The organism is Segatella sp., assembly GCF_977051555.1.
The window spans coordinates 1-24,715 of record NZ_CDRSSE010000017.1; the positions used below are offsets into that span (position 1 = coordinate 1).

At 42.2% G+C, this 24,715-nt stretch carries 17 protein-coding genes and 1 pseudogene; 15 read left to right on the forward strand and 3 right to left on the reverse strand.

All coding sequences use genetic code 11. The features are described from left to right. The first annotated feature begins 198 nt into the window (after positions 1-198). Positions 199-693, forward strand: coding sequence for a hypothetical protein (locus tag ACWJAO_RS05895; protein WP_449139617.1), 495 nt, complete (start codon positions 199-201; stop codon positions 691-693). 54 nt (positions 694-747) lie between these two features. Here the strand turns inward: ACWJAO_RS05895 and ACWJAO_RS05900 are convergent. After that, positions 748-1,002: pseudogene (locus tag ACWJAO_RS05900) on the reverse strand (leucine-rich repeat protein); the annotation flags it as partial. A 133-nt stretch (positions 1,003-1,135) separates the two neighbouring features. Between ACWJAO_RS05900 and ACWJAO_RS05905 the strand changes: the two are divergent. Genes ACWJAO_RS05905 through ACWJAO_RS05930 form a run of 6 tightly spaced genes read left to right on the forward strand, consistent with a single transcriptional unit; the run spans position 1,136 to position 11,582 of the window. Next, positions 1,136-4,606 carry a SusC/RagA family TonB-linked outer membrane protein gene (locus ACWJAO_RS05905; protein WP_144154724.1) on the forward strand — a complete coding sequence of 1,157 codons (3,471 nt, stop codon included), beginning with the start codon at positions 1,136-1,138 and terminating at the stop codon, positions 4,604-4,606. Between the two features lie 6 nt (positions 4,607-4,612). After that, positions 4,613-6,163 carry a RagB/SusD family nutrient uptake outer membrane protein gene (locus tag ACWJAO_RS05910; RefSeq protein ID WP_287829775.1) on the forward strand — a complete coding sequence of 517 codons (1,551 nt, stop codon included), beginning with the start codon at positions 4,613-4,615 and terminating at the stop codon, positions 6,161-6,163. A gap of 28 nt (positions 6,164-6,191) precedes the next feature. Beyond that, positions 6,192-6,830: a fasciclin gene (locus ACWJAO_RS05915; RefSeq protein WP_144154720.1), complete on the forward strand. Its 639-nt coding sequence runs from the start codon at positions 6,192-6,194 to the stop codon at positions 6,828-6,830. 4 nt (positions 6,831-6,834) lie between these two features. Continuing rightward, the gene (locus ACWJAO_RS05920; RefSeq protein WP_449139589.1) at positions 6,835-7,362 is read left to right on the forward strand and encodes a hypothetical protein; all 528 of its coding nucleotides are present in this window, start codon (positions 6,835-6,837) and stop codon (positions 7,360-7,362) included. 13 nt (positions 7,363-7,375) lie between these two features. Continuing rightward, positions 7,376-8,731 carry a thioredoxin family protein gene (locus tag ACWJAO_RS05925; RefSeq protein ID WP_373689937.1) on the forward strand — a complete coding sequence of 452 codons (1,356 nt, stop codon included), beginning with the start codon at positions 7,376-7,378 and terminating at the stop codon, positions 8,729-8,731. Between the two features lie 22 nt (positions 8,732-8,753). Next, positions 8,754-11,582, forward strand: coding sequence for a M16 family metallopeptidase (locus ACWJAO_RS05930; protein ID WP_449139590.1), 2,829 nt, complete (start codon positions 8,754-8,756; stop codon positions 11,580-11,582). A 187-nt stretch (positions 11,583-11,769) separates the two neighbouring features. On the opposite strand, the gene ACWJAO_RS05935 is transcribed toward ACWJAO_RS05930, so the two are convergent. Beyond that, on the reverse strand, positions 11,770-12,060 hold the full coding sequence (locus ACWJAO_RS05935) for a putative quinol monooxygenase (RefSeq protein WP_144154714.1): 291 nt from the start codon (positions 12,058-12,060) through the stop codon (positions 11,770-11,772). Positions 12,061-12,588: 528 nt separating this feature from the next. Between ACWJAO_RS05935 and ACWJAO_RS05940 the strand changes: the two genes are divergently transcribed. From ACWJAO_RS05940 to ACWJAO_RS05975, 8 genes are all read left to right on the forward strand, one after another. Then, positions 12,589-12,729: a hypothetical protein gene (locus ACWJAO_RS05940; RefSeq protein WP_287820478.1), complete on the forward strand. Its 141-nt coding sequence runs from the start codon at positions 12,589-12,591 to the stop codon at positions 12,727-12,729. Beyond that, positions 12,729-13,703 carry an aldo/keto reductase gene (locus ACWJAO_RS05945; protein WP_449139591.1) on the forward strand — a complete coding sequence of 325 codons (975 nt, stop codon included), beginning with the start codon at positions 12,729-12,731 and terminating at the stop codon, positions 13,701-13,703. Before ACWJAO_RS05940 ends, ACWJAO_RS05945 begins: the two co-directional genes overlap by 1 nt. 110 nt (positions 13,704-13,813) lie before the next feature. Beyond that, positions 13,814-16,675 (forward strand): leucine--tRNA ligase, encoded by a 2,862-nt coding sequence (gene leuS, locus ACWJAO_RS05950; RefSeq protein WP_449139592.1) that lies wholly within the window; start codon positions 13,814-13,816, stop codon positions 16,673-16,675. A 78-nt stretch (positions 16,676-16,753) separates the two neighbouring features. Further along, positions 16,754-17,710 carry a YitT family protein gene (locus ACWJAO_RS05955; RefSeq protein WP_144154707.1) on the forward strand — a complete coding sequence of 319 codons (957 nt, stop codon included), beginning with the start codon at positions 16,754-16,756 and terminating at the stop codon, positions 17,708-17,710. A gap of 82 nt (positions 17,711-17,792) precedes the next feature. Next, complete coding sequence (locus ACWJAO_RS05960) at positions 17,793-18,407, forward strand: non-canonical purine NTP diphosphatase (protein WP_144154705.1); 615 nt, start codon at positions 17,793-17,795, stop codon at positions 18,405-18,407. A 55-nt stretch (positions 18,408-18,462) separates the two neighbouring features. After that, the gene (locus ACWJAO_RS05965) at positions 18,463-19,527 is read left to right on the forward strand and encodes an acyltransferase family protein (RefSeq protein ID WP_449139593.1); all 1,065 of its coding nucleotides are present in this window, start codon (positions 18,463-18,465) and stop codon (positions 19,525-19,527) included. 72 nt (positions 19,528-19,599) lie between these two features. Next, entirely contained in the window at positions 19,600-21,669 is a 2,070-nt protein-coding gene (gene porZ / locus ACWJAO_RS05970; RefSeq protein ID WP_449139594.1) for a type IX secretion system anionic LPS delivery protein PorZ, read from the forward strand. A gap of 11 nt (positions 21,670-21,680) precedes the next feature. Next, positions 21,681-23,690 (forward strand): acyltransferase family protein, encoded by a 2,010-nt coding sequence (locus ACWJAO_RS05975; protein ID WP_449139595.1) that lies wholly within the window; start codon positions 21,681-21,683, stop codon positions 23,688-23,690. Here ACWJAO_RS05975 and ACWJAO_RS05980 read toward each other — a convergent pair. Beyond that, a complete protein-coding gene (locus tag ACWJAO_RS05980) occupies positions 23,680-24,582 on the reverse strand; it encodes a glycosyltransferase family 2 protein (protein ID WP_449139596.1) in 903 nt (300 codons plus the stop codon). The two genes, ACWJAO_RS05975 and ACWJAO_RS05980, sit on opposite strands and share 11 nt — an antisense overlap. Positions 24,583-24,715: the final 133 nt, after the last annotated feature.

Genomic DNA, 24,715 nt, shown 5'->3' on the forward strand with positions numbered 1-24,715 from the left:
TTCGGATTGAAGCAGAACAAACATAGCGACATCGTACAGAAACAGATTACGATGGATGAATTGTTTATTTAATGAGACAAAGAACACACTCAGACTCTTAGCCTGTAAATTCTCCTCACATTTAAATGCTTGATTTACAAAATAATATTAAAAGTTCACAAGTTTGTGGTCCACAACCTTGTGAACTTTTTTTTGCTTATGTTTGGAGAGAAGCTTCACCTGGATTGCATCCCTACAAAATATTGGGTGCCTTTCATCTGCTCCCGGTTCGAGAAATATGGTAAGAGTATATCTGAGGAATATGCTACAAGAATCTGTAAAACCATAAAGAACTATTTTTCCTACGTGCAGCAACTAGCTTGGAACGTGATGGCAGAAACCGAGAAAGAAGTAAACGAAGAAACCTTACAAAGTGGCATCAGCGCCTTGCTGCAACAATGTCATGGTCTTTTCGTACAGCAAACCGAGGGCTTAACCACCTATCAACTCAATTTTCTGCGCCTCCTCTGCAGTGGCGTCCACTCAGGTTTCACCGCCCAGGCTGTAGCTGAAACCTATCCGCTGGGCAGCAAATCCAATATCGACCGCATCAAGAAAGCCCTCATCGACAAGGAATTGATCACCTTGGAAAAGGATGGAGTTTTCATCGCCGACTGTGTGTTCGAGCTTTGGTTTAAGAAGGAAATGATGTAAAATAGTACAGAATATAATCCCAAATGGCACCCAAAGGGTAGTAGCCTTGAAATTGGTAAACGTATTCTGGTCGATGTTGATAGGGAGAACGGTATAAGTATATACGTTGTTCAAATTGTTGCAATTGTTGAAAGCCATGTCACCGATACGCTCCAATGTGCTAGGAACTCTTACTTCCTGTAGTTTACTACAACCATCGAAAATGCTCTCTGCAATGGTGGTTAAGCCTGGGAGACTGATACTCTCTAGATTTGAGCAAGACTGGAATGCATTCAGGAATTCAAAGAATGTAAAAGGGGATAAATGCATGAAAGCTTAAGAAAAACACTTATTTAGAGGATTTCTGGCAAAAAAAATACATAAAATTTGCATATTCCATCAAAAAGTTGTTACTTTGCACTCCATAATAAAGAATGTATTTATTAATTTAACAGAGAGAGATATGCACAAAAACATCATCCGTTCTTGGCATCTGCTATGCATAGTAGGATGCTTGATGATAACTTTGTCTAACCCAGTTGCAGTATTGGCACAAACGGGAGAGATAAAATTATCTGTTTCCTTCAAGGAGAAAACTCTTTCGTCTATTTTGGACTACATCACCAAGAATAGCGATTATTCCATCAATTACACCAATGAGGTAAGGAACTATCCCGACAAGATGGTTGTCTCATTCGATGAAGCTACAGTAGAAAAAGCCGTTCAAGACTTGTTGAGCAAGACACCATTTACCTACAGCGTGAATGGTAAGTCTATCCGTGTATTCCGCTTGGACACCGGCCAAAAAGGTTCATTTTTCATAAAGGGTGTAGTAAAGGATACCGAAGGTGAGTTCATCCCTAACGCAACCATAAGGATAAAAGGTTCGCGAGAAGGTACCATCGCCGACACTGAAGGTAAGTTTACCTTATCTACCAATGTTTCTAACGGCGAGCTCATCGTGTCTGCCATCGGATATGCGCCCATGACCGTGAAATATAACAACGGCCGCCCAGTTAACGTCATCCTCAAGGAAGAGGGCAACCAACTTGGCGAGGTAGCAGTCATCGCATACGGTAGCCGTACTCGCCGTGATATGTTAGGCTCAGTCTCTTCCTTGAAGGGTGAAGCTCTCAAAGACGTACCAAGTTCCTCAATCGAAACCTTATTGCAAGGCAAGATGGCAGGTGTCGATGTATCCAACCTCTCAGGTCAGCCTGGCGGAAACGGCTCCAAGATTGTCATTCGAGGCTTTAGTTCCCTTAATCAGCAAGGTGTCAACGACGGTTCTCCGTTGTTTGTCGTTGACGGTGTCCCTGTCCAATCTTCTTCTACCTATACAGGAGGTATCAACCCACTTTCTTCTCTTGACCCTTCCAACATCGAGTCGGTCGAGGTTTTGAAGGATGCCACTTCCGCATCACTTTATGGCTCTCGTGCAGGTAATGGCGTCATCCTCATCACTACCAAGAAAGGTAAGAGTGGTAAGGTTGAATTTAACGCCAACGTATCCCAGTCTTTCTCTTGGCTCCCTGCCACCCCAACCCAGTTGCGTGGTAATGGTGAGCGCTTGATGAACCTTCTCTTGGCAAAGAACCAACGTGTCGGCGAATATGACTGGACGACCGATAAGGTTATCTTCCCGAATAATTACAAGGACACATGGGGATGGGATCCAAACAGTTATGGTGCATACGACTACCTTTGGAATAAGGGTAACATCACCACAGACGATTCCAACAAGATTCCTTCGTTAGCACAGGATTCCCTCAATACTTTCTATAATAACAGCACCAACTGGTGGAAGTATGCTTTTCGTGTCGGCCAGGTGACCAAGGCCGACCTTTCCATCTCCGGGGGCAACGACAATGTACGCTACATGGTAGCCGCAGGTATCTACAACGAGAAAGGTATCATGATCAACTCCAGTTTCTTGCGAGCCAACCTCATGTCCAATCTTGACTTCAAGATTACCCCAAAGGTAGATGCCTATACGCGCATCAACTTATCTTACACTGACCAAAAAGCAGCTACCACAGGCAAGGTACAAGGTCTCACTATTGATCCGAAGCTACAATCCACCCTCTTGCCAGGAAAAGGAAGCATCGCCGAAAAGACCGCTATGCAATCCTTGAGAGGAATCAATGGAGTGAACTCCAACTACAATATTCGATTGAGCGGTGGACTCAACTATAACATCATCAAGGGGTTGAAGCTCTCGCTCTCGGCAGCTATCGACCACTACAACACTCGTCTCAATACCTTTACGCCAGACTATCTGACCTACAAGAAATTATCCAAGTCAGAAGGACAGAACATCGGCATGACGATGATTCAGAGCGAGAACTATCTCACCTATAAGTTCGACCTCAAGGAAAAGCACTTCTTCGAGTTGATGGGCGGTTTCTCCTACAACCGTGACCAGCTCAACACTGTTGGCGGTTCTGCCTTTGGCGGCCCTACCAACCAAATCCACTATGTAGGTGAGGAATGGCCATCATTACGCCAAGACGAATATGGCACCTATGAGGCATTGCAGACGTACAACAGCAACCAGGAAGTACAAGAGATGATGAGTCTCTTCGGTCGCTTGGCATACAACTACAAGCACAAGTACCTTGCAGAATTTTCCCTTCGTTCCGACGGTTCTTCTGTCTTCGGTAGCAACGTGAGATGGGGAACATTCCCTGCTGTGGGCTTGGGCTGGACATTCAGTGACGAACCATTCATGAAAAATCTCTGGTGGCTCAGCTTCGGTAAGTTCCGTGCATCTTGGGGACGCTCTGGTCAGAAGTTCAACGAGGCTTACCTTGCGTTGGGAACCATGAGTACCAGCAACACATTCTTAGGTAATTCAGGTTTGATACCAGGACTTCTCGCAAACAACCAGCTCACTTGGGAGAAAAACGACCAATATGACTTAGGTCTCGACCTTCAGCTCTTCAACTATCGCTTGCAAGTGAAGTTGGATTACTACTACAAATACTCCCATGCCTTGCTGATGCAGACCTCAACCCCAGGAAACTTCTTCTTGGCAGACAAGATGTGGAACAACTCTTCCGCCATATCCAACGAGGGTATTGAGTTTGAGATTTCCGCAGATATCATCAAGCGAAAGAACTGGCAGTGGACACTGGGCTTCAACATCTCTCACGACCGCAACCTCTTCCGCAAGTCATACGGAAGTGAGGACTTGAGCGACAAGGTATTGGGCCGCCCAGTCTATGGCATCTACACCTATCACGACGAGGGCATCGTACAGGATGACTCCCAGATACCATATTATTACAACGCATCAGGTAAGCTCGTACCATTGAGCTTCAATAACAGCGAGAACTATCAGTTGCGTGTGGGTGGTCGTAAAATCAAGGACTTCAATCAGGATGGAACCATCAACAACAACGACAAGTACTATGCAGGCAGTACCTTGCCAAGTGCCTTCGGGGGTATCAGCAACCGTATTTCGTACAAGAACTGGACACTCGACATGATGATGAGCTATACCATTCGACGCAAAATGATGAACATGGTGAAGAACTCTGCATTCAACTTCACCAAGACCTTCGGCACCATCATGGCAGATCCAAGCAAGGTAACCTTCTGGCAGAAGCCTGGCGATGAGACCGACTATCCATCCTTGGAGTTCGCAGACCAAGGCTACATCGGACAGTTTGATGGTGACATCGACTCCAACATCGAGAATGTCAACTATCTGCGTCTCAAGTCCATTACCTTATCTTATGAGATGCCTGCCAAGTGGTTTAAAAACAAAATCAAGGGACTGAGCCTATATGTCACAGGTCAAAACCTCTTCTTGTGGACCAACTACTCAGGTACAGACCCTGAAGTCGTTGATCCTTACACAGGCAAGGATACGGGTCAGCAGTACCCATTGAACCGTTCAGTAACATTTGGCTTTAACTTAAAATTTTAACAAGACATGAAGAAGAAACTATTTATAGCCGCCATCTGTGCGGTAGGATTGGTGTCATGCGACTTGGAGCAGATTCCAGAGAACCAAGTCACCTTCAACAATGCATTCAAATCAGAAAATGAGTTGAATGCCACTACATCCTCCATACTATTCTTCGAGAACGCCTTCTTAGGCAAAAACGATGCCTTCATCGCAGCAGGTGCCAAGGCTGACAATCTCGGTTGGAACAATGAACTACGTGATTGGAACCCACGCTATGCCAAAGACCAAGATGGTCAGTGGACTGGTCTCTACAACGTTATCTATGAGTCAAACTTACTCCTTGACAACATTGGCAAGACAAAAGGTTTGTCGGAAGAACGCTATAATTTCCACAAAGGACAAGCCTACTTTGCCATGGGACTTTCCTATTTTTTCTTGGCACAACGATACGGCGACTGCGTGATCACCAAGAATTCCACCGACATCGTGATGTATGGTCGATCTCCGATGATAGACGTACTCAACAAAGCTATCAGCAGTGCAGAGGCTGCTTTCAGCATCTTGCCAACATACGACAAACTAAGAGGTTTGAACAACACTTCCATCACGAGCCGTCAATATGCCTCCAAAGGCAACAGTGCCGCTCTTCTGGCTCAGATTTACGCTTGGAAAGGTAGTGTAGAAGAACTTTACGGTTTACAAGGCAACCCTAAGGAAGACTACCAGAAAGCCATCGACTACGCCACTCTCTTGATAGAAGGTAAAGTGGGCAACTATAGCTTATGCTCTTCTCCTGAAGAACTCTGCCGCAAGCTTTCCCATCCAGAAGAGACAAATCCAGAAGCTATCTTCACCTTGACATTCGACAAGGCACGTTCTGAGGACAGTCAAACACCAAACGACGTGGCAACAGCCTACCTCAGCTGGCCAGTAAAAGAGACAGCACAGATGGGTAACATTCCATACGACAACTATCTTCAACTCTACCCTTCTACCGTCGAGGAAATGTACCCAGACCCATCCGACCAACGTAAGCAAGCCTTCTTCTACGACATCGACAACCCTGTGGAGGTAGATGGTATCCAATATGCCATCCCTTACAAGTTCCGGGAGTGTATCTACACCCAAAACGAGTTCTCAGAGACAGGCAAAGACTTTCGTTCACTGAATGCGGACTACGTGTATTGGCGACTTGCTGACATTATCCTGCTCCGTGCAGAATGTTACAACAAGTTAGGACAGACAGACCTTGCCATCGCAGACCTCAACACCATCCGTAATCGTGCCGGTGCGGAAGCTTATCCATCCATCTATGATGACGGCGACCTCAAGAAAGCCATCTTCAAGGAACGTGAAAAGGAGTTATTTGGCGAGAACGATGAGCGTTACTATGACATCATCCGCAACAACTACATTTTGGAGGAATTACACGGCAAGTTCCAGACCTTGACCGCTAACGACATCCAGAATGGTGCCCTCTTCCTTCCAATTCCAAGCAACGCTTATTCTGATCGTGACGGAAAGGTAACAAACACTATGATACGCCAGACCATCTACTGGATGCGCTACATGTAAATCATCTTAAAATAAAGAAAACAAGAAAATGAAAAAGATATTTCTCCTAATAGTAGTAGTGGTAGCAACCTTAGGGTTCACCACCTCCTGCACCAAGTATAACTTCGCCGACACTGGTACATCCGTCGGCTATCACGATTGCACCATGTGGGACTATTTCAAGCAAGATTCCTACAACTGGGACTCTCTCGTAATCATGGCAGAGCACGCTGGTCTCCAAGAGATATTTATGGGCACCAGTTCCTATGGCAAAAACTTGACAGTGTTTGGCATGACCAACCACAGCATTCGCCGTTATCTTTTGCAGAATGGTTATGAACAGATAGCAGATGTACCCGTAGAGGACTGTCGTAACTTCATCCTTTCCTCCATCATCAAGGGCAATCAAGTTATCCAACTCGACGACTTTATACCTGGCATTGCCTCAACAGATCCGAGTACAGTGATCGGACAAGGTGGTAAGACATACACGATGCTCTCTGGAAAACAGCTTTGGATTTACACCTATCGCGAACCATACGGAGGTGTGCCACAGGCTGGCCCTAAGAAAATCTATCTTGCCTCCGAAGCTGCAGGAAAAACCAGCGAGGTTGCTTCCTGCAACATTATGACTCAGACAGGAGTCGTACACGCTTTAAGTTATGATTTCACTCCAACAGATTTTTAACAAAATGAAAAGATTATATAGTAAAATCAGTTTCGTGGCAATCACCCTCATCTCACTAATATCACTATCGAGTTGCCATAATATGCCTGTAGGCTATCTCAAGGCTGAAAACGCAGGATATGAACCAGATACCTTGGTTGCCTATCAGAAAGTAGATGAATATGCCCCTCAAGTAACCGACAATTCTCCTTGGACTTCGTATGCTATCCAAGGCGTAGCAGGTACAGTGCCTATCACCTACGAGTTTTACGACGTAGAAGCTACAGAGGGAGGTGATGCCGCAGCTTTCCGTCAAGCCATCCAGGAAGGAACCATCCGTCTTCAAGGTAGTTTGATTCAAGTATTCTATGCTGCCTCCAAGAACTTACCTGTAGGTAGATATAGCATCAGCTTGAAAGTGCAGAACGAGGATCACTCTGCCCTCCTTCCACGCATCTTCACAGTCATCATCAAGAAGAACGAGTTCGGAGATTGGGACAATGGTTTCTATGGAGACGAAGACATCAACTATACATCATTAAGAACTAAATAGAAGAAAAGATATGATGAAAAATATTAGTATATTGCTCTTTGCAGCAATTCTCTCTCTCTTCAACCTTGAGCCTTGCATGGCTCAAGGCAAGAGTAAAGAAGATGTACCAACAGATGCCACCACACAAAGTGGCATTCGTTTTTTCCAAGGCTCTTTCCAGCAAGCCCTCAACGAGGCTAAGAAGCAGCATAAGCCTTTGTTTGTTGATTTCTATGCCCAATGGTGCGGGCCTTGCAAACGCATGGCAAAGACCATTTTCACTCAAGACTCCATCGGAAAGTACTTCAACGAGAAGTTCATCAGCATACAGATTGATGCCGAAAAGCCAGAGAATGTTGCCATTGCCAAACAATACAAGATTGAGGCATTTCCTACCTTGGCATTCATCGCCAATGACGGAAAGGCAATCTCCATATCTGTAGGTGCGATGGGAGCAAGGGAATTGTTGGAAGCTGGCAAAACCGCCGCGGGCGATGTCATCGGATTTAAGGAACTCTACGAACAATACCGTGCCAACCCTTCCGACTTGGACATCCAACAGAAGGTACTACAACAAGCCCCTAAGTTTCTTATGGCACAAGAAGGCATGGATGCCGAGAAATGGGTAGTCAGAATCAGAAAGATGTTCAGTGCCTATATCCAAGCCAAGTTAGGTCCAAGTCTCATCAACCGTACAGACTATCTCATCATCACACAATTAGGTGGCGACGACATCGAACAGCAACAAAAGATAGCTGACTTCATCAACACCAATCTTCCAGCTTGGCAGAAAAATGTCGGCGATGCTGCTGCCTATTATGTCATTGAGTATAATGACAAGCGCATCGAGGACCTTGCCAAGGAAGGAAATCTAAGCTACAAGGACTATGTGGCTAAGATTTCCGGGGAGTACAAGCCTTCCTATTCCGTTATTTCCTTCGTTGGTAATTTCGACCCTGCCAAGTCGTCTGCCAAATATGCCGATGCCATCTATGTCATCTACAAGGACAAGGATATCAAGAAGTACTTGGAGCTGATGGACGAATACTTCAAGTTGATGGGTGAGAACGCCACACCGGCCGACTATGGTAAGGCTGCACAGAATCTTTATTACGCAGCTGGCAAGAAACTCGCTCCTGCCGACCACGAGATTGCCATCAATTGGGTGGAAAAAGCATTGACAGGTGAAACATCCGTCGTTGACCGCATCAACTACCTCGTCATGATTGGCGACAGCTACACGGCGATAAAAAAGTATGAGGATGCTACCAAATACTATCGCCAAGGTTACGTGGAGTCGCTTCAACTCAACAATATGACACAAGTACAGGCTATGATTCAGGCTACTATTGCCCGCAAGTTAGCTACACTTGAACTCTTACAGAAATAAACGGTTTGAAAAGATAAACAGAATGAAAAGATCTATCTATACTCTTGCATTACAGATGGTAATTACCATCTGTATGCTATTCGTACCGATTTGCAGTCAGGCACAAATCAACGGTTTAGTACAAGGTAAACTCCCTAACGGACTCACCTATTATATATTGCGTGACCCAAGCAACGCTGGAGAGGTAAACTTTTATTTGTACCAAAATGTGGGTGCTATCTTGGAGACAAACAAGCAATATGGTTTGGCACATTTCTTGGAACACATGGCGTTCAATGCCACCGAACACTTTCCTCATGGAGTCATGACTTACCTCCGTGACCACAGTTTGGTATTCAATGCCCAAACAGGCATTAACGAGACCCGATTTCAAGTCAACAATGTACCTGTAGCAGACAGTGAAGTGACGGCATCTATGATGTTGTTGCTCAAAGATTGGTGCAATGGCATCAAGATACTACCCAAGGATGTGGAAAAGGAAGCAAACATCATCTCGGAGGAATGGAGACAAAGTCGCAACGTCAACAAGCGCTTGACGGAAGCCATCGCTCCTTACATCTACAATCACAGTGATTATGACACCCATAACGTCATCGGTTCAGAAAAACAGATTCATAGTTACACAGCCAAGGACATCAAGACTTTCTACCAGCAGTGGTATCGCCCAGAGTTGCAGTGTGTTGCCATTATCGGTGATATCGAGCCTATAGAATACGAGAAAGAAGTAAAACGTATCTTCGGGGCAATTCCTGCCTCCAAGAAACCTATAACGAGGGAGAATGCACTCGTCCCAGAAAATGACACACCCCTCTACTACCGTTTCATTGACAAGGAGAACACTTCGAATTCCATCGGTATTTACCAACGTAACCTTGCTATAACAGACCCTACGAAACGTGATGTAGTGGGCGACCAACTCAAGGCTCGCCTCTTCCAACGCTTAGCTTCCCAGGAATTGGCTATGCTGCGCAATGATGCAAAGGAAGAATTCATCACAGCCACCGTCAGTTACTCACCATTGGTGCGTCAATATGACCAGAACGCCTGGGACTTCGTACCATATGCTGGCAAGGAACAAGCAGCCCTCAAACAAATCCTTGCTATTCGTGAGCGTATCTATCGCCAAGGATTCGATAGCGAAGAGTTTGAGCAAGCCAAGGAAGCCCTCTACAATGAGATGAAACCTCTGATGGAATCTGATAACCTGGGAACTCCCGACAACTGGATGGATGTTTTCAAACAGAACTATCTGTATGGTATGCCGCTGGAATCCTTCCATCAACAGATCAGACGTTCCGTGGAGAGTTTAGTAGATATGGAGGTAGAAGATCTAAATGCTTGGGTTCGTTCCTGGATGAACGACAAAAACCTCAGTTTCATTACCTATTCAGCCAATCCATCCGACATGAACGTGCCATTAGCACAGTTCCAAAAGATTTTGGCTGAAGTAAAGGAAGACCCCATATTGGCTTTCGACAAACCTGCATCCATCAGTCAACTCATTGACTACAAAATTACACCAGGAAAGATTAACAAGAGTACACTCATTAAGGACATGAATGTAACCGAATGGACCCTTAGCAATGGTGCCAAAGTACTCTACAAATACCTGCCTGATGCAAGAAAGACAATATACTTTGTCGGTTCTGCGATGGGTGGTAACTCATTGGTTACCTCAAAGGATCTCCCCTCAGAGAAAGCAATGCAGTCGCTCATTATGCAATCTGGTCTATACAAGTACAGCCGTAATCAACTCTACGAATGGCTACAGAATAAAGACATCCAACTTTCACTCTCCATCAATGACTACACCGATGGTGTAGGTGGAAATACGACTGTGGCACATGCAGAAGACTTCTTCCAGTACCTCCACTTAGTGTTGACTAAACAGAATTTCAATCCAGCTGTTTTTAATAAGTTTGTGGAGAAAAGCAAGTACCTCTATTCCAATAGGAGCAAGACGGGCATGAGTGCCGTACAAGATTCCATCAACACCATCTTATACCCACCGTCAGAAGACAACCCACGTGAAGACCTGGCATTTTATAATCGTATGAGACTTCAAGATCTACCACGTCTCTTTAACGACCGTTTCGGCAATGCTGCCTATTTCACCTTCTGCTTAGTAGGTGCTTTGCCAGAACAAGAAGCACGCCAGATAATAGAGAAGTATGTGGCTTCCTTGCCTGGGACGCCAGGAGTAGCACCACGTCAGTACAAGTTAAAGAACATCTCTTCACCAAAACGTGAAATAACTTGTGAGTTGGAAGCAGATTTGGAAGGCGACTTAGGAGAAATAGAATTATCTTTCACCAACGACAAACCACTTTCTGCCAAGGAACAAATTGCCCTCAATGTGGTGAAAGACCTGGTACAAGCGCGCCTCTTCGATGAACTTCGCGAGAAAGAAGGTGGAGTATATTCCATTGCCGTAGATGCCGACTACCAACAAGTACCTCGTTTCATGGAAGAGTTGAAGATTCATTTCACAACTGAACGTGAGAAAGCTACCAGGATGAAACAACGTGCTTATGAAATCTTGGCTGAGATTCGTACAAATGCTTTCACGGAAGAAAACTTCAAGAAAGTGTATATACCATTAGTCATTGAGCAAGAGGCACAACAGAAAGCTGAGAGAGAGACAACGGAAAGCACAGAAGAGACTGATCCAATGCTTTGGATTGCCATACTCAATGCTTACGTTGAGGGACAGAAAGACAAACCAGAGGTAATTAACTTTAGGGACATAACACGACAAGATGTAGCAGATGTCCTTGACAAGCTCATGAAGGGAGCAAAGAAACGAGACATCACCGTTAAGTCAAGGCTAGAGCAACAATCCGATTTCTAAAGTCTATTTTTACTCATAAAAGTTCCACTACCAATAACTTGTAGGGGAAATTAGGGGACATTCTCCTCTAATTTCCCTTAATTTTTCAATTTAGAGTTTTTTCCAAATAGACACTCATGAAAAAGTTGTGCAAGACTATGTGAAGTTTCATGCTACATATCGTCATATCGTCTTTAAGGAAACTTTGTTATTTCTCAAACTGAAATTGTTCCAGTTTCAATCCATGCTTGGTCAAAGCCTCTATTTGAGGAACCAATGTGGTAAAGTGAGCAGACTCCATGTGAGTTTTCAGCACCTTAGCATTCTGCCAAGTCTCACATATCATCATCACGCCATCACGAGTACCACTAACGAAATAATCATAGGCAATGTTGCCTTCGTCATCCAATGACTTTTCCACTAACTCCTGACACAGGGCATTAAGTTGCTCCATATCCACTCCTTCTTTCACTTCAAAAAATACATTCAGTCTTATCATGTCTGTAATATTTAAATTTATACTTTCAAATACTGTCGGTGCAAAAGTACTGAATAATACTGAAAGTCATCTATTTTTAAATGATTTTTTAATATCTTTTGCCTCATATAAACAAAAAGCCCAGCGAAAGAGCAACAATATGACAAATTTAGGACCTAAAGCCAAAGAACATTCTCGGTCGCCATTTGTTTCGCATGAGTTGGAGATGTTCTTCATCGTCTGCCACCGAGAAATTATAAACCGCTGTGGCACCAGCAAACTTGTTGCACCACGAGTAGATGTCGGCACATCTTCCTATCACACTGCTAACTTATAGTTCAAAAAGTCTTCCTTAAAAGTGTATTTTGATAAAGCATATCAAACAAACAGAATGTTTTTCCATAACCAATCGACCTTTACTACATCCCCACTTACTCTTCCATATCGAAAAAAATATAATTTTTATTCAATACAACGATTATATTGAATATTTTTATTACCTTTGCGATGTAGAAAAGGAAGAGCCGGCAGGCTCCTAACCACATACCGGTGAAGAGTGGTGAAGAGTGGGTGAAGAGTGAACAAAAACTCTTCACCACGCCAAATGCCTTGTTTATAGGCATTTACAAAGAAAAGGTGAAGAGTGAAGAGTTTCTGGCTCTTCGCCGTAATAAAAAATATAAGGAATAATGGACATTAAAGGTATTTATCATGCTGACGCCAATCGCTATAGCGATGCAGAAGCGCTCTACAAGAGATGCGGCAAGAGTGGTATCTTGCTGCCTAAAATAAGTTTGGGATTCTGGCACAACTTCGGAGAGGTAGATCCTTACGAAAGAAGTCGTGCCATCACTCACTATGCCTTCGACCATGGTATCACCCACTTCGACCTGGCTAACAACTATGGACCTCCATACGGAAGTGCAGAGGAAACGATGGGCAGACTGATGAAAGATGATTTCAAACCCTATCGCGATGAACTCTTTATCTCAACCAAAGCAGGTTATGATATGTGGGAAGGTCCTTACGGCAACTGGGGTTCCCGTAAGTATCTGATGGCCAGTCTGAATCAGACTCTCAAGAGAATGAATCTCGAGTATGTTGACCTCTTCTACAGCCACCGCTACGATCCGAACACACCGCTCGAAGAAACCCTTCAAGCCATGGTAGACATCGTGAAGCAAGGCAAAGCTCTTTATCTCGGCATCAGCCGCTGGCCACTGGAAGCCCTGAAGTTTGCTGACCAATATCTGAAGGAGCGCGACTGTCCGCTGCTCATTTTTCAGGACAGACTCAACATGCTCGACCATGCGCCACAAGAGAATGGAACCTTAGATTATTGCGCAGAAAACGGTATCGGTTTCATCTCGTTCTCACCTCTGGCACAGGGACTTCTCACCGACCGATATCTCAACGGAATACCGGCAGACAGCCGTATGGCAAAAGAGCATTTTCTGAAACACTCTGCTCTAACTCCAGAACTGCTGGAACAGCTCAAGAAATGGAACGCAGAAGCAGGAGAAAGAGACGAAACACTCGCCGAAATGGCACTTGCCTGGATATTGCAGCAGAAAGGTGTAACCAGCGTATTGGTAGGAGCCAGCTCTACCGCCCAGCTGGAAAAGAACATGAAGTGTGTGCATGCTAAGACATTAAATTCATAAAAAACTTGCATTTTATTTTGTTATGTGCCAAAATAAATGTAATTTTGCACCTTGAATAGGGTTACACCTTATTATATTTAAGAAAAGAAACATAATTATTAGATAAAACAATGGAATACAACTTCAGAGAAATCGAGAAGAAATGGCACCAGAAATGGGTCGAGAACAAGACCTACAAGGTGACTGAGGATGAAAACAAGAAGAAATTCTATGTGCTCAACATGTTCCCTTATCCATCAGGAGCTGGTTTGCACGTAGGTCACCCACTTGGTTATATCGCTAGCGATATCTATGCACGCTACAAGCGTTTGAACGGATTTAACGTACTGAACCCTATGGGTTACGATGCTTACGGATTGCCTGCTGAGCAGTATGCTATCCAGACTGGTCAGCACCCAGAGGTTACTACCGTAGCCAACATCAACCGCTATCGTGAGCAGCTCGACAAGATCGGCTTCTCTTTCGATTGGGACCGCGAGGTTCGTACCTGCGACCCTAAGTATTACCATTGGACTCAGTGGGCTTTCCAGAAGATGTTCAACTCATTCTTCTGCAACGGCTGCCAGAAGGCTCAGCCTATCGAGAAGCTCATCAAGCGCTTCGAGGAGAAGGGTTCTGCTGACTTGAACGTGGCTCAGAACGAGCAGATTGACTTCACAGCCGAGGAGTGGAACAGCTACGACGACGTGAAGAAGCAGCAGATTCTGATGAACTACCGCATCGCTTACCTCGGCGAAACGATGGTAAACTGGTGCCCAGGTCTGGGTACTGTACTTGCCAACGACGAGGTAGTAAACGGCGTAAGTGAGCGTGGCGGTTATCCTGTTATCCAGAAGAAGATGCAGCAGTGGTGCTTGAGAACATCTGCTTACTCTCAGCGTCTGCTCGATGGTTTGGAGACCATCCAGTGGAGCGACAGTATCAAGGAAACACAGAAGAACTGGATTGGCCGTTCTGAGGGTACAGAGGTGGTATTCTCTGTAAAGGACAGCGACGTGAAGTTCACCATCTTCACCACCCGTGCAGATACCATGTTTGGTGTAACCTTCATGGTTCTGGCTCCAGAGAGCGAGTATGTTCAGCAGGTAACTACTGCCGAGCAGAAGGAAGAGGTAGAGAAGTATCTCGACTACGTGAAGAAGCGTACCGAGTTGGACCGTATGGCTAACCACAGCGTAACCGGTGTATTCTCAGGAAGTTATGCCATCAATCCATTCACTGGAGAGGCTATCCCAGTATGGATTTCAGAATATGTATTGGCAGGATATGGTACAGGTGCCATCATGGCTGTGCCAGCTCACGATAGCCGTGACTACGCCTTCGCCAAGCACTTCAACCTGCCTATCATTCCTCTTATCGAGGGTGCTGATGTTTCAGAGGAGAGTTTCGATGCCAAGGAAGGTATCGTAACCAACTCACCAGTAGCAGGCAAGAGCAGCATGGATGGTTTCTCTCTGAACGGACTCACCGTGAAGGAGGCTATCGCAGCTACCAAGAAGTTTGTTACCGAGAAGGGCATCGGCCGAGTTAAGGTAAACTATCGTCTCCGCGACGCCATCTTCTCCCGCCAGCGCTACTGGGGTGAACCATTCCCAGTATATTACAAGGACGGAATGCCACAGATGGTTCCAGAAGAGTGCCTGCCACTCGAATTGCCTGAGATTGAGACCTATAAGCCAACAGAGACTGGCGAGCCACCATTGGGTAGAGCCAAGAAGTGGGCGTGGGATGCCGAGAAGAAAGAGGTGGTTGACAAGAGCCTCGTAGATAACAAGACCGTATTCCCACTGGAGCTCAACACCATGCCAGGTTTCGCAGGTTCATCTGCTTACTACCTGCGCTACATGGATCCTCACAACGATGAGGCACTCGTAAGCAAGGAAGCTGATGAGTACTGGCAGAACGTGGACCTCTACGTAGGTGGTTGCGAGCATGCTACCGGTCACCTGATTTACTCCCGTTTCTGGAACAAGTTCCTCTTCGACCTCGGCGTAAGCTGCAAGGAAGAACCATTCCAGAAACTGGTGAACCAGGGTATGATTCAGGGGCGCTCTAACTTCGTTTACCGCATCAACAGCGATGACCACGATAAGGCTCCTGTATTCGTAAGTTTGAATCTGAAGAAGGATTACGACGTAACTCCTATCCACGTAGATGTAAACATCGTAAGCAACGACGTATTGGATATCGAGGCATTCAAGGCTTGGCGCCCTGAGTATCAGAACGCTGAGTTCATCCTGGAAGATGGCAAGTACATCTGCGGATGGGCTATCGAGAAGATGTCTAAGAGTATGTTCAACGTGGTGAATCCAGATATGATTGTCGAGAAGTATGGTGCTGACACTCTGCGTCTCTACGAAATGTTCCTGGGTCCTGTAGAGGCTAGCAAGCCTTGGGATACCAACGGTATCGACGGTTGCCACCGCTTCCTGAAGAAGTTCTGGGGTCTGTTCTACGAGAACCGCACAGACAACTTCCTTCCTTCAGCCGACGAGGCTGCGAAGCCAGAGAGCCTAAAGAGCGTTCACAAGCTCATCAAGAAGGTAAGCGAGGATATCGAAAAGTTCTCTTACAACACTTCTATCTCAGCCTTCATGATTGCCGTGAACGAACTCGGTCAGCAGAAGTGCCGCAACAAGGAACTCCTGACAGATCTCGTCATCCTCATCGCTCCATTCGCTCCACACATCGCAGAAGAGTTGTGGGCAGCACTTGGCGAGCAGGGCAGCGTTTGCGATGCAGCATGGCCTAAGTATGATGAGCAGTATCTGAAGGAGAACGATATGCAACTCACTATTTCCTTCAATGGTAAAGCTCGTTTCCAGATGACTTTCCCTGTGGATACTCCTAACGAGGAAATCCAGAAGCAGGTATTGGAAGACGAGAAGAGCCAGAAGTACTTGGAAGGATTCAACGTGTTGAAGGTGATCATCGTACCAAAGAAGATCGTCAACGTGGTGTTGAAAAAGTAATTTATTGATAATATACAGAAGGTCGTCTCATCTAAAAATGGGCGACCTTCTGTGCTTTAAAAATACGAGGAAAATATTATGCAAATAGCAATCAGTCAAACAATTAAGAATGAGTGCAAGGATTATTTCTACATCACCCTTGGACTCTTGCTTTACACATTTGGATGGACCATTTTTCTGCTTCCATACCAGATAGTAACGGGTGGCGTAACGGGTATCGCAGCCGTGATTTACTACGGCACGGGGATACCTATCTATTTGTCTTATTTTCTCATTAATGCCGCCTTGCTGCTTGCAGCGCTGAAGATTCTGGGATTCAAGTTCATGGTGAAGACCGTCTATGCCATTATCATGCTCTCCGTGTTCCTGGCGCTGGCGCAAGACTGGATGATAGGTGAAGATGGCAAGATGGTGCAGATATTGGGAGAAGGACAGGACTTCATGTCGCTCATCATCGGCTGTCTGTTTACGGGTTTATCACTCGCCATCGTCTTTCTGCATAATGGAAGTACAGGTGGAACGGATATCATTGCTGCCATCGTCAACAAATATCACAACATCTCGCTGGGCCGTGTGCTCATCTTCGTGGATCTCCTCATCGTGGGCAGTTCATTCTTTGTCTTCAATGCAAAACCAGAGTTTACCACGATAGATGCCGTTAGAAAGGTAGTATTCGGTCTCTGTACGATGGTGATAGAAAACCTGGTACTCGACTATGTGATGAATGCCAAGCGAGAAAGTGTGCAGTTTATGATATTCAGCAAGAAATATCAGGAGATAGCCAATGCCATCGGTATGCAGATGGATCATGGCGTAACCATTCTCGATGGCCACGGCTGGTACACGGGCAACGAGATGAAGGTGCTCTGTATCCTAGCAAAGAAGAACGAGAGCGTCACCATCTTCCGTATCGTCAAAATCATCGACCCAAATGCCTTTGTAAGTCAGAGTTCCGTAATCGGTGTGTATGGCGAGGGATTTGATGAGATGAAGGTGAAAATCAAAGATAAAGACATTAAAACAATTAAAAGTTAAAAGTTTATAGCGGCTTCGCCGTATAGCAAGAAGCACTATTGCAAGAATGCCCTATAAACTATTAACTATAAATTATAAACTTATGAAAAGGATAGTTTTTGCAACAAATAACCAGCATAAGCTCCAGGAGATTCGCGACATCCTGGGCAGCGACTACGAAGTAGTATCGCTGAAGGAGATAGGATGCGATGTGGATATTCCAGAAACAGGCAACACATTGGAAGAGAATGCCTTGCAGAAGGCGCAGTATGTTTATGACCATTACCACGTAAGTTGCTTTGCCGATGATACCGGTCTGGAGGTAGAGGCACTGGATGGTGCCCCTGGCGTTCACAGTGCCCGCTATGCTGAGGGTACCGACCACGACAGTGAGGCTAACATGGCTAAGCTGTTGAGAGAACTGGATGGTAAGGAAAACCGCCAGGCCCGCTTCCGCACCGTTATCTGCTACATCGAGAAGCAGGATGTATGTCCTTGCGGCTGCACCAGCATCAAGAAAATCCACCAGTTCGAGGGTATCGTAAACGGCCATATCGCTACCGAGAAGCATGGTACCGAAGGCTTCGGCTACGACCCAATCTTCGTTCCGGAAGGCTATGACAAGAGCTTTGCTGAGCTAGGTGAGGAAATCAAGAACGGCATCAGCCACAGAGCAAGAGCCGTGGCTAAATTGGTAGAGTATTTGAAAAAGAAATAAGATTCATTCTTGTTCAATACAGAATAGAATAGCATTATAACAAAGAAAAGGCATCATGATCAGGACACTCAATTCCCTGCGATTCATTCTTATCCTAATGATTGTGATTTCGCATTCCACCCTACCCATATCCCAAGATTTAATCAATTACTTGGGCGAGTTTCCTGTTGCCATTTTCTTTGTTATCAGTGGTTTTGTACTCTCTTTAAGCAAAGGAGAAAAACTACAGAAAGAAGAATTGGGAAACAGCCAGTTTTTCCTTTCCCGTATCATCAAACTCTATCCTCTGCATATTCTGATTCTCGCCATTCTCATATTAATGGATTGGCGATTAGGGCGTATATTACCATGGTATCAGATTCTATCCCATTCACTGTTGATACAAACCTGGTATCCGGCACATGACTTTATGGCTCATCTCAATGCAGCTACATGGTTTATTTCTGATCTTATCTTCTTCTATCTTATATTTAAGTATTTATACGCTTGGATTATGCGACATTCCTGGTTATACTTATTAGCAACAATAAGTATATATATGGCAGTTTATATCAGTATCTCGCTCTGTGCACAAGCAGATTATTCAGCCGGCTACATTTATGCCCACCCATTATTCAGAATGATAGATTTCATGATAGGTATCCTTTTATATAAAGCATACAGATCAGAAAAGGGTAAAAAGCTAGCAAATAAGATAACAAACCCAACTTCTTTCTGGCAAGTAAACCTATCGGATATGGGAGTGGTATTGCTGTTTATCGCAATGTATTTCCTATCAATCCATTGCAATCCGAACATTCGCTGTGCCATTATTTATTGGATACCATCAGCCATAACCGTGTTCTATTTTACAGCAAGAGATCAAGGTAAAGGTTGTTTTATTAGGATATTCCATAATAAACTCTTGCTATGGCTAGGCAGCATCAGTTTTGAAATATTTCTCTGTCATAATCTCTGCTTTCGCATCATACAGAGTATATTTCTCAAACGATATGGAGAAGAAAATCCACATCAAGAATTCCAATTCATCCTATCCCTCGCTTTTATTATCCTCACAGCATGGATAGCAAAGAAAGCCATCGTTTTACCCATCCAGCATCAACTTCAAAAATATCTATAAGTATCTGTTTATAAAAACAATAAATAGTTATATTTGCAGTTAATATAGTATTAGGCTTTAAAATAACAGACAATGAAGACAATAACATTATTAATTACAATACTATTCATGGTACTTCCCTTATCGGCCACAGATAAGGAAAGTTGGGAAATATACACCAGTTATAATGATATAACAGAAATCGAGCCAGCAGGAAATCTAGTGTTTGCCTTAGCATCTAACGGACTTTTTTCTTATCATATAAAAGATGGTTCAGTTACGACATACGATAAAGCAAACACTCTTTCCGACTTTGATATTAATCATATAGCTTGGAATAAGACTACCAAAAAATTGGTAATTACATATACCAATGGCAATATTGACCTGTTGGATGCCAATGGAAATGTAATTAATATACCTGATTTGTATCTAAAAAGTATGACTGATAATAAACAGATAAACCATATATATATAAGTGGAGCAAATGTTTATTTATCTCTCTCTTTTGGAATTATTAAACTAGATACAAAAGAAGGAAAAATACTCGATACATACAAGTTGGGCTTTAATGTTAACTATAGTTATATAGAAGAAAACTGTCTCTATGCAGCATCGAAAGAAGCTGGCCTATATAAAGGAGTTTTAAAGAATAACTTGATAGATAAGAATAATTGGGAAAAAGCCGGTAATTTCAAAGAACAAACAATGAATTCTACTAACGTCTATGATACAACTAATAAGTATTGGTGGACGGTAAAAGAAGGTAAATTGACTTACTATACCCTGAATACAGATAAGGAAAAAATATATCAAACAGAAGGTATTATTCCTGATGGGCCTGCATCTAACAAATTCTACCGTTTATATATTAATAAAAATAAATTATATGCAGTAGCAGGTGCTTGGTCACAAGAAAAAGACTGTAATAACATGGGAGAAGTACATGTCTGGAATGGAGAAAAATGGGAAGAATTTGAGCAACCTTCAGATGCTTCATTAGGACATCGCTACAGAGACCTGCTCTGTCTTGACTTTGACCCATCAAAAGAAGGACATGTCATGGTAGGTTCAAAGGCAGGTCTATATGAATTTCAAGATGGAAAATTCATAAAGTGTTACAATAAAGACAATACAAGCGTTATTACATCACCTTTGGGTAATAATTATACTATTATTTCATCTGTAAAATATGATGCAACAGGAAAATTATGGCTTTTGAATAGCTTAGGAGATAATTCTATTCTATCGTTTGACCAAACTACACAAGAATGGAAACACTATCCTCATTCGGAAATAGGTTCTAATGACAGATATAATCTAACAGGATTAATTATCGGCAAGAATAATGGGAATATATGGTTCGCAAACAATTATTATGAAAAGAATAGACTATATAAATATAACTATAATACAGATGAATTAACAATGTATGGACCTACATTTACCAATGAGGACGGAAGAGACATTACTCCAATTTACGTACATTGTTTGGCAGAAGACAGAAATGGTAATATTTGGATAGGAACAACATCTGGTCCTCTTTATCTTTCAATGTCAGACATCCAAAATGGTAACAATATATTTACACAACATAAAGTACCTCGTAATGATAATACTAATTATGCAGACTATCTATTAGATAATAGTAATATACGTTGTATAGCAGTAGACGGAGCAAACCAGAAATGGTTCGGTACCGATAATGGAGTATATTTGGTTAGTGATGATTGCAACACACAAATTTATCATTTTGATACAGATAATTCTCCATTAATATCGAATATCGTATATAGTATTGCTGTCAATAACAATACAGGAAAGGTATTTTTTGCTACAGATAAAGGACTGTGCTCTTTCAATAATGGAATTGTCGGTTCTAACTCTGAAATGATCAAAGATAATGTCTACGCATATCCAAACCCGGTGAAACCAGATTATACTGGCAAAATAAACATCGTTGGATTATCTTTCAATGCTAATATTAAAATTGTATCAACAAATGGAACTTTAATAAACGAAGGCAGAAGTGCAGGAGGCAGTTATTCCTGGGATGGTTGTGACCTAAACGGTAAGAAAGTAGCCAGCGGTATCTACATGGTAGAAACTGCGACAGAGAGTGGTGAAAAGGGAATTGTTTGTAAAATAGCTATTATTCGATAAAAGGCAGACCAATGGCAGAAAATAATATATTATCACGTCAAAATACTTTATGGATGCAAGGTGTATCAGCATTGTTAATCATGCTGATGCATTTTGTTATGCAGTTAGAGGGCTATCCTCGCTTTTTCAATATTTTTGGTAGCGTAGCTGTTGCTGTTTTCCTATTTATTTCAGGATTTGAAATTAATGAAAGCCATAAAATAAATGGCATCAATAACTTTTGGAAAAAGAGATTTCTTCGTGTAATCATCCCATGCTGGACTATCTTTTTATTTCAACTACCATTCGTAGAATATTTTGATTCAGTACAACTTCTTAAGAATTTGACATTTTACGATTCAGACCTCTGGTTCGTCGATTATATCATGCGATGGTATCTTGTATATTGGATAAGCAGAAGTTTTTTTACAAAAAACACAAAATACATTCTTTTTGCTTTTGGAATATATAATGTATTCCAGCAACAACTATATAGTGAACAAGCTTTCTCCTTTTTCTGTGGATACTTAGCATCAGAATATGTTGGGAAGCTGAACAAACTAAACAAAAAGTATGTATTGAAGTATACTTGCCTAAGCGTAATATACGGAATTATATTCCTGTTAATCAAAGAAATACCCACTATTCAGCAAATAAAGGGATCGATACTGTTTAATGTTATACTGCTTAACATTAAACTGCCATTGGCTATGTCTATCATAACCGCTCCTTTCCTTTTTCCACTATTAAAAAAGATAGTCATATTCAATAAATTAGGTAAAATCAGTTACGAATTATATATAGTTCATTACAACTTTATACCAGCCATCACTGGTATTATATCCATATTTATCTATTCTGCATATTCTATTATCATAAGTGTAATTTTCAGAAAAATCAATCAGCTTCTAAGTAAAAAAAGCTATTTCATTTATAGCTTAACAGGCATTCTCTATATAGGGATATGCTATACACTCATGTGCAAATATAGTATGAGAGTTACAGAACACTATGGATATATCTGTATTGGATACGCTTTAGTTTTGGCTTTAGGTATACTCTTCTTTGCAACAAAAGAAGAAGAGAAAAAAACAAACAAATATTTACCCTATCTGTTTGCTGCAACAACAACTGTTCTTGTAATAGGACTATTGATAGTACAATACCATTTTGACCCTTTGACCAACAAAGTTGATCGATGGTCTGCCTTAGCTTATCCTATCCAAAATCTTTTCAATGGACAATTTCCGTATTCTGCCAAAACACATCTAGGCGGAAATGCATCACCATTTCCTATATGGCTGGTATTCCATATACCATTCTATCTATTACAGAACGTAGGATTATCAGAAATATTTACTTGCATAATATTTATCTACAGTATTAAGTTATTATCAGGTTACAAAGCAGCCATCAAGGCTACACTTTTATTGTTCCTTTCTATTAACCTTTGGTATGAAGTAGCTGTAAGAAGCGATTTCATATCAAACTTCTTTCTGCTAGCAGCTTTTATCAATATACTGCAAGTCTATCAAATTAATTTCAAACAGCACCCATGGATTCTGTCTGTGTGTGTAGGTTTATGGTTATCTACCAGACTGAGCGTAGCATTTCCTCTGTTCATTCTATTTTTTCCATACTATATAAAATTAAAAGTAAAGAAGCAGATTCTTATCCCACTTCTTATTGTGGGAGTATTTGCAATGACATTTCTACCATTAATATTATGGGATGCCAAGGAGTTATTTGGAGCTGAAAATAATCCTTTTTCCTTACAGTTTAGACAAGGTAGCCCTATTGCAACAATATTCCTTGTTACAATAGCTCTTACCATGTCACTAACCTGGAAAGGTAGTTACCAATTTCAGGTTCTATATTCTGTTATAATACTACTGCTCATCCCAATAATCTCCTATGGATATTCTATGTATATTTATGGGAATTGGACAGATATATTTAATTCAAACTACGACATAACCTATATAGATGCAGCCATTCCATTTGCAATAACAATTCTATCTCTTCCTAAACTTAAAGGCTAACGTAATAGCCTAGTTTATAGAGTTTAAATATGAAAAGAGAAGGCATATTGCTACAAAGATTCATAAGCTCCCAACCTTTACAGAGAGCATGAAACTTTCGGAAAGCGCCCAGAAAATGAAACTTTCTCAAGATATTTCTTGCATGCAATAATGGAGAGTAATCATTCAACTCGCCTTCAAATGCATGCAAAGTACGTAATGCTTCTTCTATTTTTCGAAGATAAACCAGATTTTCCTCAAACTCAGTATAGGCAACGGGATTATCAATATGGGTTACTTTTATCTTCTTTTCACTTAATGCCTTTCCCAGCAAAACATCCTCATAACCATACCCCTTAACCTGTTCATTATAAGGAACTTGTTCCAATACAGACTTATGATAAAAGAAATTGGTTGTACGAAAGGATTTATAAGGTTCAGACTTTCTCACTATATATGAATGTTTAGATTCTTCATGCTTTTCGTATCTAAAACGCAAATTCTCACGATATAATTGAACAGTAAGAGAACCACCATCCACACAAACTCCTCCACATGCAACTTCTCCAACCCGAACACCACAACTAAGATAACGTATCAAAAAATCATTATTCACTAATATCAACCTAGCATCTATCATTAAATGCCACTCATACTTTGCCTGTCTAACTAATGAATTCCGCATCGCAGCACGACAATCATGATGTTCTGAACATATATAACGACAATTTGGCAAAAGAGTCAATGAATAATTATTTTCAATAGTTTTTTTGTTAGTACTACCATCATCAAAAACAATAATTTCATAACACAAACCAGAAACAGCTTGTGCTTGTTTATGAAGAGATTTTACCAGCGAAGTGGCTTCATCATTATAAACAGGAATAAGTATAGACAGCTCTTGTATAATCATACTATTTAAACGAAAATAATCCTGTTTTATTGCTAATAGCAAGGAGTATATGATAAGAATTATTAAATATAACAAGTATTTTTGGTAGATAAATTGAAATATCGTATTTTTGTGAATAAATAAATCTCATTAT